The organism is Vibrio sp. JZG120 (genome assembly GCF_053890955.1).
Genome location: NZ_JBSRRK010000019.1, coordinates 32,035 through 51,733, shown reverse-complemented (window position 1 = coordinate 51,733; position 19,699 = coordinate 32,035). Strand labels below are relative to the sequence as shown.

General features: G+C 44.7%; 21 protein-coding genes. 4 read left to right on the top strand and 17 right to left on the bottom strand.

What is annotated here, in order from left to right; translation table 11 throughout:
- Window positions 1-469: 469 nt before the first annotated feature.
- The 7 genes from ACWPOD_RS22220 to dusA all read right to left on the bottom strand — a co-directional run bounded on the left by ACWPOD_RS22220 (window position 470) and on the right by dusA (window position 7,471).
- The gene (locus ACWPOD_RS22220; RefSeq protein WP_006743230.1) at window positions 470-1,249 is read right to left on the bottom strand and encodes a phosphoadenylyl-sulfate reductase; all 780 of its coding nucleotides are present in this window, start codon (window positions 1,247-1,249) and stop codon (window positions 470-472) included.
- Window positions 1,242-2,978 (bottom strand): assimilatory sulfite reductase (NADPH) hemoprotein subunit, encoded by a 1,737-nt coding sequence (cysI, locus tag ACWPOD_RS22215; RefSeq protein ID WP_074191317.1) that lies wholly within the window; start codon window positions 2,976-2,978, stop codon window positions 1,242-1,244. The genes ACWPOD_RS22220 and cysI overlap by 8 nt, the downstream gene beginning before the upstream one ends.
- Window positions 2,978-4,849: an assimilatory sulfite reductase (NADPH) flavoprotein subunit gene (locus tag ACWPOD_RS22210; RefSeq protein ID WP_174856085.1), complete on the bottom strand. Its 1,872-nt coding sequence runs from the start codon at window positions 4,847-4,849 to the stop codon at window positions 2,978-2,980. Before ACWPOD_RS22210 ends, cysI begins: the two co-directional genes overlap by 1 nt.
- Window positions 4,850-4,966: 117 nt before the next feature.
- Window positions 4,967-5,197: a hypothetical protein gene (locus ACWPOD_RS22205; protein WP_005455817.1), complete on the bottom strand. Its 231-nt coding sequence runs from the start codon at window positions 5,195-5,197 to the stop codon at window positions 4,967-4,969.
- A gap of 156 nt (window positions 5,198-5,353) precedes the next feature.
- Window positions 5,354-6,013, bottom strand: a complete 660-nt coding sequence (locus ACWPOD_RS22200; RefSeq protein WP_005398096.1) for a TIGR04219 family outer membrane beta-barrel protein — start codon at window positions 6,011-6,013, stop codon at window positions 5,354-5,356.
- A 98-nt stretch (window positions 6,014-6,111) separates the two neighbouring features.
- Window positions 6,112-6,327 carry an envelope stress response protein PspG gene (gene pspG, locus ACWPOD_RS22195; RefSeq protein ID WP_005398086.1) on the bottom strand — a complete coding sequence of 72 codons (216 nt, stop codon included), beginning with the start codon at window positions 6,325-6,327 and terminating at the stop codon, window positions 6,112-6,114.
- A 163-nt stretch (window positions 6,328-6,490) separates the two neighbouring features.
- Window positions 6,491-7,471 carry a tRNA dihydrouridine(20/20a) synthase DusA gene (gene dusA, locus ACWPOD_RS22190; RefSeq protein WP_150918228.1) on the bottom strand — a complete coding sequence of 327 codons (981 nt, stop codon included), beginning with the start codon at window positions 7,469-7,471 and terminating at the stop codon, window positions 6,491-6,493.
- Between the two features lie 321 nt (window positions 7,472-7,792).
- On the opposite strand from dusA, the gene zur reads away from it, so the two are divergent.
- Together zur and ACWPOD_RS22180 are read left to right on the top strand one after the other, a co-directional pair.
- Window positions 7,793-8,257 (top strand): zinc uptake transcriptional repressor Zur, encoded by a 465-nt coding sequence (gene zur, locus ACWPOD_RS22185; protein WP_005381268.1) that lies wholly within the window; start codon window positions 7,793-7,795, stop codon window positions 8,255-8,257.
- A 9-nt stretch (window positions 8,258-8,266) separates the two neighbouring features.
- Window positions 8,267-8,728, top strand: a complete 462-nt coding sequence (locus tag ACWPOD_RS22180; protein ID WP_005381269.1) for a chemotaxis protein CheX — start codon at window positions 8,267-8,269, stop codon at window positions 8,726-8,728.
- Window positions 8,729-8,833: 105 nt separating this feature from the next.
- Here ACWPOD_RS22180 and pgi read toward each other — a convergent pair whose 3' ends face one another.
- Window positions 8,834-10,486, bottom strand: a complete 1,653-nt coding sequence (pgi, locus tag ACWPOD_RS22175; RefSeq protein ID WP_456232244.1) for a glucose-6-phosphate isomerase — start codon at window positions 10,484-10,486, stop codon at window positions 8,834-8,836.
- A 306-nt stretch (window positions 10,487-10,792) separates the two neighbouring features.
- On the opposite strand from pgi, the gene ACWPOD_RS22170 reads away from it, so the two are divergent.
- Window positions 10,793-11,212 (top strand): secondary thiamine-phosphate synthase enzyme YjbQ, encoded by a 420-nt coding sequence (locus ACWPOD_RS22170; RefSeq protein ID WP_046874640.1) that lies wholly within the window; start codon window positions 10,793-10,795, stop codon window positions 11,210-11,212.
- Between the two features lie 38 nt (window positions 11,213-11,250).
- Here the strand turns inward: ACWPOD_RS22170 and alr are convergent, their stop codons facing one another.
- A complete protein-coding gene (gene alr / locus ACWPOD_RS22165; RefSeq protein WP_198912757.1) occupies window positions 11,251-12,327 on the bottom strand; it encodes an alanine racemase in 1,077 nt (358 codons plus the stop codon).
- A 13-nt stretch (window positions 12,328-12,340) separates the two neighbouring features.
- Window positions 12,341-13,741 (bottom strand): replicative DNA helicase, encoded by a 1,401-nt coding sequence (locus tag ACWPOD_RS22160; protein ID WP_167426190.1) that lies wholly within the window; start codon window positions 13,739-13,741, stop codon window positions 12,341-12,343.
- Window positions 13,742-13,962: 221 nt separating this feature from the next.
- Here ACWPOD_RS22160 and ACWPOD_RS22155 point away from each other — a divergent pair, with 221 nt between their 5' ends.
- Window positions 13,963-14,727 (top strand): DUF481 domain-containing protein, encoded by a 765-nt coding sequence (locus tag ACWPOD_RS22155; RefSeq protein WP_006743223.1) that lies wholly within the window; start codon window positions 13,963-13,965, stop codon window positions 14,725-14,727.
- A 79-nt stretch (window positions 14,728-14,806) separates the two neighbouring features.
- Here the strand turns inward: ACWPOD_RS22155 and rplI are convergent, their stop codons facing one another.
- The 7 genes from rplI to ACWPOD_RS22120 form a co-directional block, all read right to left on the bottom strand.
- Window positions 14,807-15,259, bottom strand: coding sequence for a 50S ribosomal protein L9 (gene rplI, locus ACWPOD_RS22150; RefSeq protein WP_005381278.1), 453 nt, complete (start codon window positions 15,257-15,259; stop codon window positions 14,807-14,809).
- 33 nt (window positions 15,260-15,292) lie between these two features.
- A complete protein-coding gene (gene rpsR, locus ACWPOD_RS22145) occupies window positions 15,293-15,520 on the bottom strand; it encodes a 30S ribosomal protein S18 (RefSeq protein ID WP_000090472.1) in 228 nt (75 codons plus the stop codon).
- A 16-nt stretch (window positions 15,521-15,536) separates the two neighbouring features.
- A complete protein-coding gene (gene priB, locus ACWPOD_RS22140; protein WP_456232243.1) occupies window positions 15,537-15,839 on the bottom strand; it encodes a primosomal replication protein N in 303 nt (100 codons plus the stop codon).
- An 8-nt stretch (window positions 15,840-15,847) separates the two neighbouring features.
- Window positions 15,848-16,237, bottom strand: coding sequence for a 30S ribosomal protein S6 (gene rpsF / locus ACWPOD_RS22135; RefSeq protein WP_005381299.1), 390 nt, complete (start codon window positions 16,235-16,237; stop codon window positions 15,848-15,850).
- 242 nt (window positions 16,238-16,479) lie between these two features.
- Window positions 16,480-17,151: a ribulose-phosphate 3-epimerase gene (rpe, locus tag ACWPOD_RS22130; protein ID WP_005395709.1), complete on the bottom strand. Its 672-nt coding sequence runs from the start codon at window positions 17,149-17,151 to the stop codon at window positions 16,480-16,482.
- 92 nt (window positions 17,152-17,243) lie between these two features.
- A complete protein-coding gene (locus ACWPOD_RS22125; protein ID WP_047009939.1) occupies window positions 17,244-18,083 on the bottom strand; it encodes a Dam family site-specific DNA-(adenine-N6)-methyltransferase in 840 nt (279 codons plus the stop codon).
- 69 nt (window positions 18,084-18,152) lie between these two features.
- On the bottom strand, window positions 18,153-19,667 hold the full coding sequence (locus ACWPOD_RS22120; protein WP_256950151.1) for an SPOR domain-containing protein: 1,515 nt from the start codon (window positions 19,665-19,667) through the stop codon (window positions 18,153-18,155).
- Between the last annotated feature and the right edge of the window lie 32 nt (window positions 19,668-19,699).

Here is a 19,699-nt window from a genome sequence, read left to right as displayed (position 1 = left end):
TTTGAAACCGAAGTTTCTAATTGGATTATCATCAACGAGTGCCCACACAGATTGATAGGTCTATATTGTTAAAGAGCAACTCTTCTTTGTGATTGACATCACTTCGGAAGAGGCGGCCATTCTAGCGAGATAATTTATTGTGTCAAACACTTTTTCAAATTATTTCGTTTTTCTTTTCAGCCTTGCCGACTTTGCTTAAACCCTTGTGAGCCCTTGCCCTGTCGACGAGGAGGCATTATAGAGATCGCGCTCACATTGGCAAGCGTTATTTTTCAAAAATTGCAAAAATAATGGTTAAGCGATGAGTTTTCGATCAAAGCTTTATTTATTCAACTTTACCCCAAGAACTCGCACAACTTATCCACAGAGTTATTCTATAAAGCGTGTTTTTCAGGTGCTATAAATAAAGAAAGCTGCTTTATTGCAGCTTTCTTTATTTACTCTAAACTCGATTTAAAGGTCATTATGGTTATATGCCGGACCCATCTTGTTCTGAACCATCATCTTCATGTAAACCACACTCTCGTTTTAAACCAAAGAATCGAGTTTCTTCCTCTGACATTCCCGGCTCCCATTTACGAGTGGTATGAGTATCACCAACTGAAAGGTAACCTTCATCCCACAATGGGTGGTATTTAAGGCCGTGTTGTTCTAAGTAGTAATGAACGTCTTTGTTAGTCCAGTCAATTACTGGCAAAAACTTAAACACACCGTTCTGAATTGATAGTATCGGTAAACCTGCTCGTGATTTACTTTGCTCTCGACGTAGTCCAGAGAACCACGTTCCAACATTAAGCTCTTTTAGCGCTCGACGCATTGGCTCCACTTTATTGAGCTTGTTGTATTTTTCAATTCCCTCTACACCCTGCTCCCATAACTTTCCATATCGAGCCTCTTGCCAATTCGCACTTTCTTTCGCTCGATAAACTTTTAAGTTTAGGTTGAGAGCATCTGTCAGCTCATCAATGAATTGATAGGTTTCAGCAAACAGGTATCCTGTATCGGTTAGAATGACGGGGATATCCGCTTTGACTTGAGTCACTAAATGAAGCATAACCGCGGCTTGAATACCAAAACTAGAAGAAACCGCAAACTCGCCCTCTAGATTTTCTAAAGCCCACTTTACTCTATCTTGTGCCGAAAGCTTTTCGAGCTCGACATTAATTTGAGCAAGACGGAGGATTTGCTCCGTCTTTGTTAATGTCAATAACTCTGTAAGCTCAAGCCTGGATGCTACAGAATCAAGCATGAAAGTCCCTCTTTGATACGAGCACTTCTTGGATAATACCAGCACGAATTGTGAAATCGCCGAAGGCTTCGCCTTCTTCACGCTCTTTCGACCATCGAGCCACCAGCAGATCAATCTCTTCTAAGATTTGCTTATCCGTGATGTTCTCTTTGTACATTTTTGGTACTCGAGTACCAGCACGGTTACCACCTAAATGTAGGTTGTAACGACCTGGCGCTTTACCAACTAAACCAATTTCAGCCAACATGGCGCGACCACAACCGTTTGGACATCCAGTTACACGCAAAATGATGTTGTCATTTTCTGGTAGGTTGTGCTTTTCCAAAATCCCCTCCACATCAGTAACAAACTGAGGAAGAAAACGCTCTGCCTCTGCCATTGCTAACGGACACGTTGGAAAGGCAACACACGCCATTGAATTTTTGCGCTGCTCACTGATATTGTCATCCATCAAGCCATGTTCACGAGCGATCTTTTCGATCTTCGCTTTTTCGCTTTTAGGTACCCCCGCAACAATTAAGTTCTGGTTGGCAGTCATACGGAAATCGCCTTTATGGATTTTGGCAATTTCAGCAACACCCGTCTTAAGTGGTTTACCTGGAAAGTCTAATAAGCGACCGTTTTCGATGAAAAGCGCTAAATGATATTTACCATCAATTCCTTCTACCCAACCAATACGGTCACCACGCTCAGTAAACTCGTACGGGCGGCTTGCTTCAAACTGAATGCCTGCTCGCTTTTCGACTTCGGCTTTAAAGACATCAGTACCTACACGGTCAAGTGTGTATTTGGTTTTGGCATTCTTACGGTTTGAGCGATTCCCCCAATCACGCTGAGTGGTAACCACCGCCGCTGCAACATCAAGCGTTTTCTCTAATGGGATGAAACCTAAGTCGTCAGCGCGGCGCGGATAAGTTGACGTATCACCATGTGTCATCGCTAGGCCGCCGCCAACTAAAACGTTAAAGCCTACCAACTTGCCGTTATCCGCAATTGCTACGAAGTTAAGATCATTGGCGTGCACGTCTACGTCATTTTGCGGTGGGATAACCACTGTGGTTTTAAACTTACGTGGTAAGTAGTTCTTGCCTAGAATCGGTTCGTCTTCTTCAGTGCTTTCTACTTTCTCACCGTCCAGCCAAATCTCTGCATAAGCGCGCGTCTTTGGTAATAGATGCTCACTGATCTTCTTCGCCCATTCGTAAGCTTCTTGGTGTAACTCTGACTCCACTGGGTTAGTGGTACACAACACGTTACGGTTTACATCACCCGCGGTTGCAATCGAATCAATGCCAATACTGTTGAGCGTTTGATGCATCAACTTAATATTCGGTTTTAATACCCCATGAAACTGGAACGTTTGGCGAGTCGTCAGACGAATACTTCCATATAAAGAGTGCTCCGTTGCGAACTTGTCGATCGCTAACCATTGCGTTGGCGTGATGATGCCTCCAGGCATACGAGCACGAAGCATCACATTATGTAATGGTTCCAGTTTTTGCTTTGTGCGTTCATTACGGATATCACGATCGTCTTGTTGATACATACCGTGGAAACGAATTAACTGGAAGTTGTCGGCAGTAAAGCCACCAGTAATACGGTCCTGTAAATCTTGCTCAATGGTGCCACGTAATAGGTTGCTTTCTCGCTTCAGGCGCTCGTTATCAGATAGCGGCCCTAGCTCTTCGCCTAATACAATCTGCTTGTTATTTTCAGTAGAAAAAGTCATTAGTACACATCCCTCTGATAACGTTTCGCTTTACGTAGGTCATTAATAAATTGTTCTGCATCGTCACGCGGCATCTTGCCTTCTTGTTCAGCAACGATAACCAGTGCGTCGTGCACATCTTTTGCCATACGCGTTGCATCACCGCAGACATAGATATAAGCGCCTTCTTGGATCCACTGCCACACTTGAGCTGCGTTTTCTAAGATGCGATGTTGTACGTAAACTTTTTCTACTTGGTCACGACTAAAAGCAACATCCAATCGGCTTAGTACTCCTGACTTGAGGTACTTTTGCCATTCAACTTGGTATAAGAAGTCTTGAGTGAAAGTACGATCACCAAAGAACAACCAGTTTTTGCCTTCAGCATCGCGGTTTTCACGTTCCTGAATAAAGCTACGGAATGGTGCGATCCCTGTGCCTGGACCAACCATGATAATTGGAGTGCTATCATCTTCCGGCAGTTTAAAGTTGTTGTTATGCTCAACAAATACTTTAACTTCATCTCCCTCTTCGAGACGCTGTGCTAAGAAGCTCGACGCACCACCATATCGTTTTTCGTCGTTTTGTTCGTACTCAACCAAAGCAACCGTTAGGTGTACTTCTTCATCGACCTCTTCTTGGCTTGATGCAATAGAGTAAAGGCGAGGAGTAAGACGACGAAGCAAACTAATCAACTCATCTGCGGTTAACTTGGTTTTCTTCTCTGCCAATAGATCAACAATTTGAGTATTTGCAGAGTACTCGCGAAGTTTATCTTTATCGTCAACCAGCTTTTGTAGCTTCTTGCTACCGGATAACTCGGCAAACTTTGTAATGAGCTGAGGGTTAGATGTTGTGATTTCATATTTACTCACGAGAGCACTATGGATTGACAAGCTTTCGCCATCAACATCAACGGTTTCAACCCCAGACAAACCGACCTTACCAAGAATGGCATTAGCAAGTTCTGAACTATTTTCAAACCACACACCTAGCGCATCACCAGGCTGATACGTTAACCCCGAACCTTCCAAGTCAATTTCTATATGACGAACATCCTTTCCAGAATCACGACCCGTGATTTTTTGACTGGTCAGTAACGTCGCTGTGTATGGGTTTTGTTTATTGTAAGAAGAGTGCGCAGTCGCCGCCTGACCCACAGGAAGTTGAACCACATCCGCTTCAGTGCCAGAAGAAAGCGTATCTTTTACCTTACCTAACGCATTCTTACGCCATTCAGCTGCTGGTGCTTCATAATCCACATCGCAATCAAGACGATCGATAAATGGGGTCGCACCTAACTTTGATAGGTAAGCGTCGAAGTCTTTACCGGTTTGGCAGAAGAATTCGTAGCTCGAGTCACCCAGAGCAATAACGCCATATTGAAGGTTTGACAGCTTAGGAGCTTTCTTAGATTGCAAAAACTCGTGTAGCTCTATAGCGTTATCTGGTGCTTCGCCTTCGCCGTTCGTCGATGCCACAATAATGACATGCGTTTCTTTGGCTAAGTTTTTACCTTTGTAATCACTTGCATCAAAAAGTTCGACAGCAATTCCTTCTGCTTTTGCTTCCTGTTCTAGAGCTTCAGCAACGCCTTTAGCGTTGCCAGTTTGGGAAGCAAAAATAATACTCAACTTACCTGCAGGCTTCGCTGATACGGCTGCCGTCGCTTGTGCAATTGGCGTTACCGCTGTATTTGGTTGATTTTGAGCTAATCCCCAAAAATACCCACTGACCCAAGCAAGTTGCTGTGAAGACAACTCAGAGACAGTTTGTTGGAGTGAGCTAATTTGTTGGTCATTCAGAGGGCTTGCGATTGGAGGATTTCCTCCTTGCCCATTATTATCTTCAGACACATTCTTGTGAGAATACTCATTCTTTTGAAAAGACATTATCACGACATCCCTATTCATTGCGTGATGATAGAGTACCCACTCTCCTTAATAACAAGAAAGAATAGAAGTGAATGTTTTATAACTTTTTGGAAGTAAGAACGGCTTACTTTTTGCTCATCGATCTTCAATGCGGACTTGTTGAAAGCCTACTGCCATTGCCGATTTTGACGCTGCATCCAAATCTTCATAAAGACATTCTTCACCATGACTGTCCGTCAGAAAAACAAAACCACCGCGCGCATGTCTGAACTCCACAACCCAGCCACCCTCTTGGATTGCAGGTTCAATAATCGCTTCGACAAGCTGGTTTTCACGGAATAGATGTCTTAGTTCGTTTATTGTCATCGCTATCCCTGCTTTAACTTTCACATTGCTCCTAGGTAAGCATGGTCTAAGTCAGCAAAATAGGCAGAAAATTCGATTGAATATAATGAAGTGATATAAAAAAACGCCGCTTATAAAGCGACGTTTTAAAAAATCGAGTATCTAATCTGGCTGCATTTAGAATGCGTATTCTGCACTCACAAAAAAGCCGTTAGCAAAAATAAACTCTTTCCCTAGATCCGACATGAATTTCTCGGACTCCAAATCAATCACGCGGTAACCACCACGAAAAGCCAGTTGAGCTTTTTCGAGCGGTACATGGTATTGAACACCTGCCATGAAATCAGTACTTTTGATACCTTTGTTGTCACCAAAGTTTATCTCACCAATCACATCAAAATTTGTGTCCGGAACTTGAATCTCTGCGTAACCGTACCAAGCCCAAATCAGCTCATCAAACTCTTCTATACGCTTGTTTGAGCCAGCATCAATGTATTTAGTGTCACTTAAATTACTGAATGTAACACCCGCATCAAAATGCAATAAATCATGCTCCAGAATTTGGTAGTACATGGTGAAATCAAGCTTATTGAACCCCATATAATCAGCATCAATGCTCGAGTAACGAAGACGCGCATTAGGAACGTATTTCACATCATGCTCAATCGCCGCGTAAAATGCGCCTGTTGTGCTGCTATCTCGTCTTACTTCATTTACTTTAGTGTCAGCAGCCCAGATCTCTGCGCCGACTTTCGTCGATACAGAATATTCTGCAAAAACAGGAAAAGATACTGCCAACGATAATGCTGTTAAAGCGATGGTCGCTTTATTTGTCATGTAGTGTGTACTCCGAGATAGCTGATGTTCACGTTGAAGACGTGAGAGGAAATATACCATACTCTCACGTCTCTCTATCAACTAAATCATGTCACTCGTTATTTATAGCGGGGCTGGGCAACGTAATTCTTGAAGAACCAAACACCCAATGCAATCACGATTAACCATGGCAATAGTTTGAGTACCGCTCCGACCATTCCCAGTAAAAACATCACAACTAACGCGATACCGGTTGCTGCGAATACGGTCATCATTGTGATACCGGTAACCAATAGGGTCGCCGCAAAGACTAAAATAAAGATTAGCTCCAACATAATCACTTCTCCATTTGTTTTTAATAAACAGAGCAGTTTCCATACCAACTTACCAAGATGACGATAACACAATGATTTTTATTCAAAAATAAAGCCAGATACATTTCTGCACTCTGGCTTACTTGTTCTTTAGTTGGTAATTTTAGCCAACCACTGGTTAATTTTACACATTCAATTCTTTTGGAATCTTCGCTAACGCGTCTTGCAGCACTTCTAAACCAGAACCCGGCTTGTGCGCATTTTCACTGATATGACGACGCCATTGACGAGCACCTGGCATGCTTTGGAATAAACCTAACATATGACGGGTAATATGACCAAGGTACGCACCTTTCGCTAATTGCGCTTCAATGTATGGGTACATTTCTTCAACAATTTCGCTGCGTTTCTTCACTGGAGCATTAGAGCCAAATAACTCTTGATCTACCGATGCCAGTAGATATGGGCTTTGGTAAGCCTCACGACCAATCATCACACCATCAAGATGCTGAAGATGTGCTTTGGCTTCTTCTAGTGACTTTACACCACCGTTAATAGCAATGGTTAAGTGAGAAAAATCTTGCTTCAATTGGTAAGCTCGTGGGTAATCCAATGGTGGGATCTCACGGTTTTCTTTCGGACTAAGACCACTTAACCAAGCTTTACGCGCGTGGATAGTGAACTGCTCACAGCCCCCCTTTTCTGAGACAATAGAAACAAAATCCGTTAGGAACTCGTAAGAATCTTGATCATCAATACCAATACGAGTCTTGACTGTCACAGGAATATCAACCACGTCCTTCATTGCAGCGACACAATCCGCAACCAACTGTGGTTCTGCCATTAGGCAAGCACCAAAGCGACCGTTTTGTACACGGTCAGACGGGCAACCCACATTGAGGTTAACCTCATCGTAGCCACGCTCTTGAGCCAGTTTAGCGCACTTTGCCAAGTCTCCTGGATTTGAACCACCCAACTGAAGGGCCAACGGATGCTCTTCTTCGTTGTAAGCCAGGAAATCTCCTTTTCCATGAATGATCGCACCTGTCGTCACCATTTCAGTGTACAGCAGGGTTTCTTTGGTCATTAAGCGATGGAAGTAGCGACAATGACGATCGGTCCAGTCGAGCATTGGTGCTACGGAGAGCCTGCAAGAATGAGTCATGATATAAACACCCGTTTTTATGTTGCCAAGGTCGAGCGCAGCAGTACGCTCAAAAAATAAGTCGGGTATTGTATACCCAAGCACCTCTAGGTGCTAGTTTCAGCGAGAATGATTTGGTTGGCTGGCTAGCCAAATGCTTAAGAATATGCAGCAGTAATACGAATTCGTCACTCGTTGATTCATTCTGTGATGACTATTCCGACTTCACACCACCACTGACTTGCTTTAATTCATGATTTTCGTTCTGATAGTGGGTAAAATGAAGCATTTCTAAACGAACTTCGTATAGAAATGATTTATCATAGAGCACGTCCGATAGTTATGGTGAAAGGTTTGAACCCAACAATCATTGAACAAATTGAAAGTATCTGCGCAGAGCGTGGAGTACGATTGACTCCGCAACGCCGACGCGTATTTGAACTCATTTGTTCTAATCGCCGCGCCTCAAGTGCGTATGAGCTATTGGAGCAACTAAAAGAGAGTGAGCCTCAGGCTAAGCCTCCCACTGTTTATCGAGCATTAGATTTTCTCCTAGAGCAAGGCTTCATCCACCGAGTGGAATCGACAAATAGCTTTATTACTTGTTGTTCTTTCAATACTCAGCAGCACTTTTTCCAATTACTAATTTGCGATAAATGTGGTGATGTCGTTGAACTCGAAGATGAGACGCTGATATCCTTGTTAGCCGAAAACGCCGAGAAGCATGGATTCAAACTGACCAACCAAGTTATTGAAACTCATGGTGAATGCCAGGCCTGTTCCTCCGAGACGAAAGAAAAAGTATAGAAGAACGTTATGCGCGCTGAATTTGTAAACCCGTTTTTAGCTTCTTTAATGAACGTGCTAAAAACCATGGCTTCTCTTGAGCTGAAGCCACAAAAACCGCGAATCAAAAAAGATGAGATCGCACGAGGTGACGTTTCTGGTCTGATTGGCATGGTAGGTCCACAAACTCGTGGTTCAATGTCGATTACCTTTGATGAAGCGCTAGCTCTAGAAATCATGCAGAACATGCTTGGTGAGCGTCCAAATGGACTCAATGAAGAGGTCACCGATATGGTGGGTGAGATCACCAACATGGTTACTGGTGGTGCGAAACGCATTCTGGCGGAAAGTGGTTTTGATTTTGATATGGCAACACCGGTAGTGGTTTCTGGCCGAGGCCATACGATTCGCCACAAGTGTGAGGGCTCAATCATCATCATGCCTTTCTCTTCCCAATGGGGAAATGCCTTTATCGAAATTTGCTTCGAATAAAAGAGAAAAAATAGGTTGGCACTGGCCAACCTATTTTGTTTTTGCCTCAGGCAATAAAAAAGGTCAGCATTTGCTGACCTTTTCTTTATCTATTCAAACCAAACATTAAGCTTTGAACGCTTTAAATGCGTTGATTAGACCATTTGTTGAGCTGTCATGCGAGCTGATTTGAGACTCGTCTGCAAGCTCAGGTAGGATTTGGTTAGCCAGTTGTTTACCTAGTTCCACGCCCCATTGGTCAAAGCTGAAGATATTCCAGATAACACCTTGTACGAAAATTTTGTGTTCGTACATTGCGATCAAGTTACCTAGCGTACGAGGCGTGATTTGCTTCACTAGGATAGAGTTTGTTGGACGGTTACCTTCAAACACTTTGAATGGCGCGATCGCGGCCACTTCTTCAGCGTTCTTACCTGCTTTCACCAACTCTTCTTTCACGGTTTCTTCACTCTTACCAAACGCTAGTGCTTCAGTTTGCGCAAAGAAGTTGGACATCAGTTTTTGGTGATGATCGCTAGCTGGGTTGTGGCTGATTGCAGGTGCAATGAAGTCACATGGGATCAGCTTAGTGCCTTGGTGAATCAGTTGGTAGAACGCGTGCTGACCGTTGGTACCTGGTTCACCCCAAATAATAGGGCCCGTTTGGTAAGTCACAGCATTGCCTTCACGGTCAACGTATTTACCGTTTGATTCCATGTTACCTTGTTGGAAGTACGCCGCGAAACGGTGCATGTACTGATCGTAAGGTAAGATAGCTTCTGATTCCGCACCGTGGAAGTTGTTGTACCAAATACCGATCAGAGCAAGGATCACAGGGATGTTGCTTTCTAGGTCCGTTGATACGAAGTGCTTGTCCATCTCGTGAGCACCTTCAAGCAGCTCAACGAAGTTGTCGTAACCTACCGCTAATGCGATTGATAGACCGATTGCAGACCATAGTGAGTAACGGCCACCAACCCAGTCCCAGAATTCGAACATGTTCGCGGTATCAATACCGAACTCAGACACGGCTGTCGCGTTCGTTGAAAGCGCAGCAAAATGCTTAGCCACGTGCGCTTGATCACCCGCAGACTCTAGGAACCAATCACGAGCAGTGTGCGCGTTAGTCATGGTTTCTTGCGTTGTGAACGTCTTAGACGCGATCAAGAATAGCGTCGTTTCTGGGTTAACTTTCTTCAACGTTTCAACGATGTGAGTACCATCAACGTTAGATACGAAGTGAAGGTTTAGATGATTTTTGTATGGTGCTAGAGCTTCCGTCACCATGTAAGGACCAAGGTCAGAACCACCGATACCGATGTTCACGATATCTGTAATTGCTTTACCTGTGTAACCTTTCCACTCACCGCCGATAACGCGTTCAGTGAATGATTTCATTTTTTCTAGAACCGCGTTCACTGCTGGCATTACGTCTTCGCCGTCTACCATTACTGGTGTATTCGCGCGGTTACGTAGTGCAGTGTGAAGAACAGCGCGACCTTCTGTTTGGTTGATCGCTTCGCCACTGAACATCGCTTCAACTGCAGATTTCAGCTCAGTCTCGTTCGCAAGAGCGAACAGGTGCTTCAGAGTTTCCTCATTGATGAGGTTCTTTGAGTAATCGACTAGGATGTCTGAGCCGAAACGTGCAGAGTATTTGTCGAAACGCGCTGCGTCTTGAGCAAATAACTCTTTAAGATCCATATCTTGTGCAGATTCGAAATGCGCAGTTAGCGCTTTCCAAGCTTGTGTTTGCGTTGGATTGATATTTTTCAACATGGTCTTTATCCCGATGTTACAGTAGGTTCCATTCCTTACAGTCTAGCGAAAACTGTGGAATCCCCGATTTAGCAAATAGAATATTAATTAGATGTTTGGGCGAATTGCCACAAAACAAGTCTTTGTAATTTTTTTTCAGGTGCCAATTATGACTGAGAGTATTTACACTCACATTGAGTTAGGTCACGTTCCCTGCCCTGAAAATGAACAATTCATTTACGATGACAAGAATCATATCACTTACTAATGACAGGCTCTAATTGGAATAGGATAGACGCCAATTTATAAATTTCCAAAGGAACACGTATGTGGGCACAAAAAACACTGCAATTAAAAGCGAGAAGCCGCGGTTTTCACCTAATAACTGATGAAATTGAACAACAATTACCACAAATAAACGAGCTTTCAGTAGGTTTATTACACCTATTTATTCAACATACCTCCGCCAGTTTGACCTTAAACGAGAATGCTGATCCAACCGTGCGTATGGATATGGAAGCGCACTTCAATAAGTTTGTGCCAGAGCGTGCTCCTTATTATCAGCATACCTATGAAGGTGATGACGACATGCCAGCACACATTAAAGCATCCCTACTTGGCAGTAGTGTGACGATACCAATCCAAAATGGTCGATTAGCTTTAGGAACATGGCAGGGCATTTACTTGGGTGAGCACCGAGACTTTGGCGGCGGCCGCCGCGTTATTGCTACGATTAACGGTGAGTAGATAAAACAAAGGCTAACCTTAGGTTAGCCTTTCGCTGTTTATTTTGAGTACTCCATCTCGACGCGAGGCGTTAGCTTAGTCACGAGTTCATACGCAATGGTACCAATGTGACCCGCCACTTCTTCTACTGGGAGCTCTTTCCCCCAAAGAATCGCTTCGTCGCTGACTTTATCCGTTGCATCTGGTCCCAAATCGACCGTCAGCATATCCATAGAAACTCGACCTGCGATAGGTACTTTACGACCATTTACCCAAACCGGAGTGCCGTTCGGAGCACTTCTTGGGTAACCGTCGCCATACCCTACTGCGATGACACCGACTTTTGTATCTCGCTTACTGGTCCACATACCGCCGTAGCCAACACTTTCGCCCTTCTTAACTTTACGTACCGCAATAAGATGGGATTTAAGTGTCATCACGGGTTGATACCCCAGATCTTGTGCGGTCTTGTCATCAAATGGCGATACACCATACATGATGATGCCCGGACGAACCCAATCCAAATGGCTTTGAGGCCATGCCAACAACCCCGCAGAGGCCGCAAGTGAACGCTCCCCCTGACAACCAGAGGTCAACGACTTAAACAACTCAATCTGTTGGGGAGTAATATGGCTATCCAGCTCATCTGCACAACCAAAGTGACTCATGTAACGTAACGGCTTGGCTACGTTTGGACACTCTTTCAACCGCGTGACAAACTCATCATATTGCTCAGGGCGAACGCCAAGACGGTGCATCCCACTGTCAATCTTAAGCCACACGACAACCGGAGTTTCAAGGTCGGCTTGCTCCAAAGCGATAAGCTGCTCTTCACAATGCACCACGGTTTGGATGTTGTTCGTCACAAGAACAGGTAAGTCACCTGGAGAGTAAAAACCTTCTAGCAATAGAATCGGCTTTACCACGCCACAAGCGCGCAGTTGCAACGCTTCTTCAATGCGCGCAACACCAAAGGCATCCGCATGGTTGGCATGTTTTGCAACGTGACGTAATCCGTGACCATAACCATTGGCCTTCACTACAGCCATCACTTTACTTTGGGGCGCTTGCGCTTTCACGCGCTGTAAGTTGTGCTGCAACGCAGACAAATCAATGCACGCCTTGGCCGCTTTCATATAGCTCATGGGGTTACTCATCATCAATATCGAATGCAGGACCCGCGTAGTTGTCAAAGCGCGAGTGTTGACCTTGGAAGGTGAGACGTACAGAGCCGATAGGGCCGTTACGTTGCTTACCAATGATGATTTCTGCCGTGCCTTTGTACGGGCTATCTGGGTGATACACCTCGTCACGGTAGATGAACATGATCAAGTCGGCATCCTGCTCGATAGAGCCCGACTCACGCAAGTCCGAGTTTACTGGGCGTTTATCTGAACGTTGCTCTAGGGAACGGTTAAGCTGAGACAGCGCCACGACGGGCACATTCAGCTCTTTTGCCAGCGCTTTCAGAGAGCGCGATATCTCCGCAATTTCCAGCGTACGGTTATCAGAGAGTGCAGGCACGCGCATAAGCTGAAGGTAGTCGACCATGATCATCGACAGACCGCCATGTTCACGTGCGATACGGCGAGCGCGTGAACGCACTTCGGTCGGAGTTAGACCGGAGCTGTCATCAATGTACATGTTTTTCTTCTGCATCAAGATACCCATAGTAGAAGAAATACGCGCCCAGTCTTCGTCATCCAACTGACCCGTACGGATCTTGGTTTGGTCAACGCGAGACAAAGAGGCCAACATACGCATCATCAACTGCTCGGCCGGCATCTCTAGCGAGAAAATAAGCACAGGTTTATCTTGTTGCATGGCCGCATTTTCACACAAGTTCATCGCAAAGGTCGTTTTACCCATCGATGGACGCGCCGCGACAATCACCAAATCAGAACCTTGCAAACCTGCGGTTTTCTTATTGAGGTCAGTGAAACCTGTGTCGACACCCGTTACACCATCTTGCGGTGTTTTATATAACAACTCGATACGTTCTAACGTCTTTTCGAGGATGTTATCAACATTTTGTGGCCCTTCGTTTTCACTGGTTCGTGACTCAGCGATGGCGAAAACTTTACTCTCCGCCATATCAATCAGATCTTCCGAACTTCGACCTTGAGGATCGTAACCCGCATCCGCAATCTCATTCGCGACACCGATCAAACCACGGACGATCGCACGTTCGGCAACAATATCAGCGTACGCATTAATGTTAGCGGCGCTTGGCGTGTTTTTCGCCAAATCTGCAAGGTAAGCAAAACCGCCCACATCTTCTAATTGCTCGTGACGCTCCAGGTATTCCGATAAAGTAATAAGATCGAGAGGCTTGCCCGCTTCAAGAATGGTTTTTACACCTTCAAAAATTAGGCGATGCGGACGACTATAGAAATCACTGCTTACAACACGTTCGGCAACGGTGTCCCAACGTTCATTGTCCAGTAAAAGACCACCAATTACTGATTGCTCGGCTTCTAGTGAGTGAGGTGGCACTTTGATTGCGTCGACCTGACTGTCTGAAGGTTTGCGATTTCTGTTTTCCGCCATGACTTTGCTCGATAACTACTATTGACCCACGATTATAACCTTAACCTAACTGAGATGCTTCCCCGAAGCGACAATTACTTGTTAAGAAATCCACATGCGAACCGCACAAGTAATAGCCTGGTTCTTCCGCCCAGCTCTAATAAAAATTAACCTACCATTGACCCAACAAAATATCTGTATCAGTATCATGCCCCTCCTTTTTAATTACGTTCGAGGTTGATGTGTCCCGATACTGGTTACTTAGCTTTAGCCTACTATGCGCTAGTGCATCGTATGCTGACGAATCAGTACAGCCAGAGCAAAATATTGATGTGCCCGACCCATTAAAAACCGAGGTGGAGTTCGGCTATCAAGCTCACACAGGTAACACGGACTCTCGTTCCCTGAATGCTCGTTTGAGTGCTGAATATACGTCAGGTCGACACCGTTCTAATGGTGAATGGAAGTACTACAACTTGTACAAAGACGGTGAAGAAGACAAACGCTCATCCACCTACGCCCTACAGAGTGACTACAAGTTAGGTCCTAAAACGTATTTGTATGGCAGCTTTAAAGGGGTGGATTCTCGTTACAGTGCCTATTTTAAAGACTACACCTTATCAGGTGGTTTGGGTTACCAGTTTTCCTACACTGAAAACTTCATTTTAGAGGTAGAAGTCGGTCCTGGTTTTCGTTATCAAGAACCAAATTTAGATGAGATAGATGATGACGACATTGTCTTTCCCGATATCGTTCGAGAAGGCATTTTTCGAGGGAATATCAATACGACTTGGCACGCACTAGATAACCTGAGTTTCGCGGCTGATATTACGTTGGTAACAGGTAAAAGTAATACACGGGCCGATAGTGAGCTCAGCGTGACCAATGATATTACTGAAGATATTGCACTGAAACTGGCACACTCTCGTCAGTATCACGATAAAGTGCCTGAAGGCTTAAGCAAAGCGGATAGCGTATTTTCCGTTAATTTACTCTTCGCTTTTTAACCTGTTTTTTCTCCCAGTTTTAGAAATAAAAAAAGCACCTCCGAAGAGGTGCTTTTTAGTATTTCGTCTTGATACTGAATTACTCAGCAGCAACAACTTGTAGGTTCACAGTTGCGAAAACTTCAGAGTGAAGTTGAACGCTGATCTCGAACTCACCAGTTGTACGTAGAGCACCTTCAGGAAGGCGAACTTCGCTCTTAGCAACTTCAACGCCTGCAGCTGTGATAGCGTCAGCGATGTCACGAGTACCGATAGAACCGAATAGTTTGCCTTCGTCACCAGCTTTAGAAGCGATAACTACAGCTTCTAGAGCGTTAACTTTCTCTGCGCGAGCTTCTGCAGCAGCTAGTTGCTCAGCAACTTTAGCTTCTAGTTCAGCACGACGAGCTTCAAACATTTCAACGTTAGCTTTAGTTGCCATAACTGCTTTACCTTGTGGGATAAGGAAGTTACGAGCGTAGCCAGATTTAACGTTTGCAGTATCGCCAAGACCACCTAGGTTACCAATTTTATCAAGTAGAATAACTTGCATTGCTTAATCCTCTTTCTTAATAAAATGAACCGATTACTGATGCTTGTCAGTGTACGGTAGTAGAGCTAGGTAGCGTGAACGCTTGATAGCACGTGCTAGTTGACGCTGGTACTTAGCGCTTGTACCAGTGATACGGCTAGGTACGATTTTACCAGCTTCAGTGATGTAGTTTTTAAGAGTTGCTACGTCTTTGTAATCAATCTCTTGTACGCCTTCTGCAGTGAAACGGCAGAATTTACGACGACGGAAGAAACGAGCCATGGGCTATCTCCTGATCTTAAATTTGAGTAATGTTGTCGGCGTGTAACACTAATTTTCCCACGCCATTTCGGCCGGTTTGATAAGTGACAAAACCACTTACCTTAATGTTACTGCCTTGAACTAAATTCTGAGTTAGTGCTTGTGACCCAAGCCCGCTGACGACTACCGGCATACGACAATAAACTTGTCGAGGTAAGTCAACTTCGATAATAGTAGAGCGATGCTCCAGCCAAAACCGACAGTGTTCAATGCCACCAGGGCTTTTACTACGAATGGGCGGTTTGGCTATGGTGCCGCTCAGCTCCATTCGATTGGCCATAAGAAAACTTACTCAGCAGCTTCTGACTTAGCTTCAGGCTTAGCTTCAGAACGCTCTTCACGACGTGGAGCACGCTCTTCTTTTTGCTTAAGCATGATAGATTGCTCAGTGATCGCTGCTTTAGTACGCATGATCATGTTACGCAGAACTGCATCGTTGAAACGGAAAGCAGTTTCTAGCTCATCAATTACAGCTTGGTCAGCTTCAACGTTCATAAGAACGTAGTGAGCTTTGTGAAGCTTGTTGATTGGGTAAGCCAGTTGACGACGGCCCCAGTCTTCTAGACGGTGGATTTTACCGCCAGCTTCAGTGATTGAACCAGTGTAACGCTCGATCATGCCAGCAACTTGCTCGCTTTGATCTGGGTGCACCATGAATACGATTTCGTAATGACGCATTGGTTGCTCCTTACGGATTATTCAGCTTCCACAAATGGCTCAGTCGTCCAGAGGAAGCAAGGAACTAAAGATAATTGACTGAGTTTAAGGAGCACGAATAGTACAGAAAGGGCGCAAAATAGGCAAGTGATTATTTGCTCAACGCAGGGGATATTTTATTTCATCCAACGCTAGAAATAACAAAGGCTGCCAATAAAGTGACAGCCTTTAAAATCAGGGCATTATCGCGCGTATATCAGGACTTATTTTACTTCAGCCAGTTCCGTGCGCATTTGGTCGATCACTTGTTTGTAATCTGGCTGACCGAAAATCGCCGAGCCTGCAACAAACATGTCTGCGCCCGCTTCTGCGATTTCACGAATGTTGTCAACCTTCACACCGCCATCAATTTCTAAACGGATATCGCGACCAGACTCATCGATCATCTTACGAACGGCACGCAGTTTATCTAGTGTGTGAGGAATGAATGATTGACCACCAAAGCCAGGATTAACCGACATCAGTAGAATCATGTCGACTTTGTCCATGATGAACTCAAGGCTCGCAAGTGGCGTTGCTGGGTTTAGTACCACACCAGCCTGACAGCCGTGCTCTTTAATTAACTGCAGTGTACGGTCTACATGATCGGAAGCTTCCACATGGAATGTAATCATCGACGCACCCGCTTTTGCGAAATCAGGAATAATGCGGTCAACCGGTTTCACCATTAGGTGAACATCGATTGGCGCTGTGATGCCGTAATCGCGTAGTGCTTTACATACAGGTGCACCAAAAGTCAGGTTTGGTACATAGTGGTTATCCATAACGTCGAAATGCACCACATCCGCACCCGCTGCGAGTACTTTCTCGACATCTTCACCGAGACGAGCAAAATCTGCCGATAAAATGGATGGAGCAATAAGAAAATCTTTCATACCTGACCTCAGTAGTAATGAGCAAACAATCTGCGCGCAATTCTACCGAAGCCAGTGGGGAGATCCACTATTTAGATTTAATAGTGTGAGAACTAAGAGCTTGGTTTGTCCATCTCAGGGGCATGAAAAAGCGCAAGCAGCTCATCGACTTTATTACGACCACTGCCATTGCGGCTAATGGTGCGCTTCACTTTTACTACATTGAGATCTGCACCGTGATACAACCGACGCGTCAGCGTAGTGTCGTGGTTGGAAATCAGAACCGGAATACCACGCTCAGTCGCGGTTCTTTCAGCAATGTCGGCTAATGCAGCCTGATCATCCAACGTGAAACCATTACCTGCGTATGAGGTGAAATTTGCCGTGTTTGAAAGCGGTGCATAAGGAGGGTCGCAATACACCACACTCCCCTTACGTGCTCGACGAAAAGTTTCTGGATAACCTTCACAAACGAACGTGGCTTTCTTGGCTTTTTCGGCAAAAAACTCCAATTCCGCCTCTGGGAAGTAAGGCTTTTTATATGAACCGAACGGAACGTTAAAACCGCCTTTTTTGTTGTAACGGCATAGACCATTAAAACCAAAGCGGTTCATGTACAAAAACGCTAAAGAGCGGTACATCACGTCATCGGTTTTATTAAACTCAGCGCGAATGTGTAAGTAGGCTTCTTTACGGTTATTCTCGGCAACAAACCAACGCTTCGCTTCAGAGATGTACTCTTCAGGGCGTTCTTTCAGTAGGTTGTACAGATTGATCAGATCTGGATTGATATCTGCCAGTAGGTAATGGTCATAGTCGGTATTCAGAAAAACTGAGCCCGCGCCAACAAAAGGTTCAACTAGCTTTCGAGCCGGCGGTAAATGACGTTGGATGTCTTCAACCAGTCCGTATTTTCCTCCTGCCCATTTAAGAAAGGCTCGTTGCTTTTTCATCTACTGCTCTATCTATCGACCAAAAATTAAGGCTGCGGAATGTAACATATTTTTCAGCGAAGCTCAGGTTTATTTCACGCGATCAATTTCGCGATGAACCTGACGGAGTGATTTTGCCCAAGGACTCACCGACTTAACCGAATCAGGCAAGCTTGCAACGGCATCGCGAGCCATTTGAATTGTCGGATAATCTTGGTATGTGATAATATACCACTCGGTGTCATTGCGAACGGTAGGATAAATTCGTACTTGATTATTCAGCTGATGCTCATCGAGGAAGGCTTGTACATCCTCCATTGACGTCATAGCAGCAAGCTGCAGTGTATAGGCTCTTGGTGATAGTGCTTTTAATTCTTCGCGAGCAAATGAAAACTTAACCACAGGCTGCTTCGCACCGTCTTCTCCTGACTGAGCAGAAGTTTGCGTCATACCTTGATTTGGTTTTACGACTTTAATCAAAGGAGAGTCAGTTTCATCAGCAGTTTCTGCTTTATCATTACCTACGATATCATCAATCGCTTTTGTGTCTGCTGAATCAGCTTTACCTTCAAGCAATGCATCGACCACATTCGACTCAATCACCACTCTCTGTTGATTGTCATCACTGCCAACGCTCGCCACTTCTTCCGTTACTGCTGGCGGTAATGAATCAGAATCATCAATCGCGCCAGAGCCATCAAGGCCAGTGCTAGTGTCATCAGTCACAGATTGTAGTGAAGACTGCGCAGCACTGATTCCTGACTCTTCAAAAGTTGGAATAGCCGTTTGCTCTAAACTACCAGCAATTTGCTGCGCTTTATCATCAGGGCTTGGTTGATTATACATCCACCAATAGCCACCAGCAGCAAGCAACAGTAATGCTAATACCACTAACGCAATATTCAGCGGTGAACCGACAATCGAGCGGATAATGATCCTTTTTTCCACTTTCATCTCTCCTAACGCCATGATGTCACCCGGTACTGGGTCAACTTTTTTAAATGCATCTCGAACCCGCTTCTCCGCCTCATCATCAACATAGCGCGCAACAAGTGATTCAAAGAAACGACGGGCTTCCACTTCGGACAACATATCAATATCAAGCTCAACAGGCTTTATCTCTTGTCCGTAACTGAGACGTGACAGCAATCCTTCTAAGCGCCCAGACTGCGTAAATAATAAGACATTGATGGTCCAATTCGGCTTATGATGCGCCTCTAAAACCAGCATCCAAAGCTCAGAAACGAGCGTCTCACTTAATAAATGCGCATCATCAACCACAATCGCGATATCACAAGGCTCATCACCTAATAGTCTTTCGAGGCTATCAAGTAAAGGCTCTTGCTGATTAAACAATGCGTCCGAAACCAGTTGACTCAAAATAAGGATGCGGCGCTGCACATCATCTTGATTAGAATGACAAAGTAACAAACATTGATTCTTGTTACTGGCACCCACTTCAAGGTATCGCTGCGCTAACCAAGATTTTCCATAACCATCATGACCATTGATCGCAATGAAGTTGGAACCAAAATTAGTCAGCAATCCTAACCTATCAAGCAACTCGATTTGAGAATCTAATTCCAGAACGTGAGCAACACTCATCTAATAACCTTAATACACTACAAGAATGACGC

Coding starts and splice junctions, on each gene's coding strand:
- ACWPOD_RS22170 (WP_046874640.1), top strand. CDS start 10,793: ATGTGGGCACAAAAAACACTGCAATTAAAAGCGAGAAGCCGCGGTTTT.
- ACWPOD_RS22120 (WP_256950151.1), bottom strand. CDS start 19,667: ATGAGTGTTGCTCACGTTCTGGAATTAGATTCTCAAATCGAGTTGCTT.
- cysI (WP_074191317.1), bottom strand. CDS start 2,978: ATGACTTTTTCTACTGAAAATAACAAGCAGATTGTATTAGGCGAAGAG.
- ACWPOD_RS22200 (WP_005398096.1), bottom strand. CDS start 6,013: ATGACAAATAAAGCGACCATCGCTTTAACAGCATTATCGTTGGCAGTA.
- priB (WP_456232243.1), bottom strand. CDS start 15,839: ATGGCCAATCGAATGGAGCTGAGCGGCACCATAGCCAAACCGCCCATT.
- ACWPOD_RS22210 (WP_174856085.1), bottom strand. CDS start 4,849: ATGTCTTTTCAAAAGAATGAGTATTCTCACAAGAATGTGTCTGAAGAT.
- ACWPOD_RS22180 (WP_005381269.1), top strand. CDS start 8,267: ATGCGCGCTGAATTTGTAAACCCGTTTTTAGCTTCTTTAATGAACGTG.
- ACWPOD_RS22160 (WP_167426190.1), bottom strand. CDS start 13,741: ATGGCGGAAAACAGAAATCGCAAACCTTCAGACAGTCAGGTCGACGCA.
- pspG (WP_005398086.1), bottom strand. CDS start 6,327: ATGTTGGAGCTAATCTTTATTTTAGTCTTTGCGGCGACCCTATTGGTT.
- ACWPOD_RS22125 (WP_047009939.1), bottom strand. CDS start 18,083: ATGAAAAAGCAACGAGCCTTTCTTAAATGGGCAGGAGGAAAATACGGA.
- rpe (WP_005395709.1), bottom strand. CDS start 17,151: ATGAAAGATTTTCTTATTGCTCCATCCATTTTATCGGCAGATTTTGCT.
- ACWPOD_RS22205 (WP_005455817.1), bottom strand. CDS start 5,197: ATGACAATAAACGAACTAAGACATCTATTCCGTGAAAACCAGCTTGTC.
- alr (WP_198912757.1), bottom strand. CDS start 12,327: ATGAAAGCGGCCAAGGCGTGCATTGATTTGTCTGCGTTGCAGCACAAC.
- rpsF (WP_005381299.1), bottom strand. CDS start 16,237: ATGCGTCATTACGAAATCGTATTCATGGTGCACCCAGATCAAAGCGAG.
- rpsR (WP_000090472.1), bottom strand. CDS start 15,520: ATGGCTCGTTTCTTCCGTCGTCGTAAATTCTGCCGTTTCACTGCAGAA.
- ACWPOD_RS22220 (WP_006743230.1), bottom strand. CDS start 1,249: ATGCTTGATTCTGTAGCATCCAGGCTTGAGCTTACAGAGTTATTGACA.
- dusA (WP_150918228.1), bottom strand. CDS start 7,471: ATGACTCATTCTTGCAGGCTCTCCGTAGCACCAATGCTCGACTGGACC.
- pgi (WP_456232244.1), bottom strand. CDS start 10,486: ATGTTGAAAAATATCAATCCAACGCAAACACAAGCTTGGAAAGCGCTA.
- zur (WP_005381268.1), top strand. CDS start 7,793: ATGGTGAAAGGTTTGAACCCAACAATCATTGAACAAATTGAAAGTATC.
- rplI (WP_005381278.1), bottom strand. CDS start 15,259: ATGCAAGTTATTCTACTTGATAAAATTGGTAACCTAGGTGGTCTTGGC.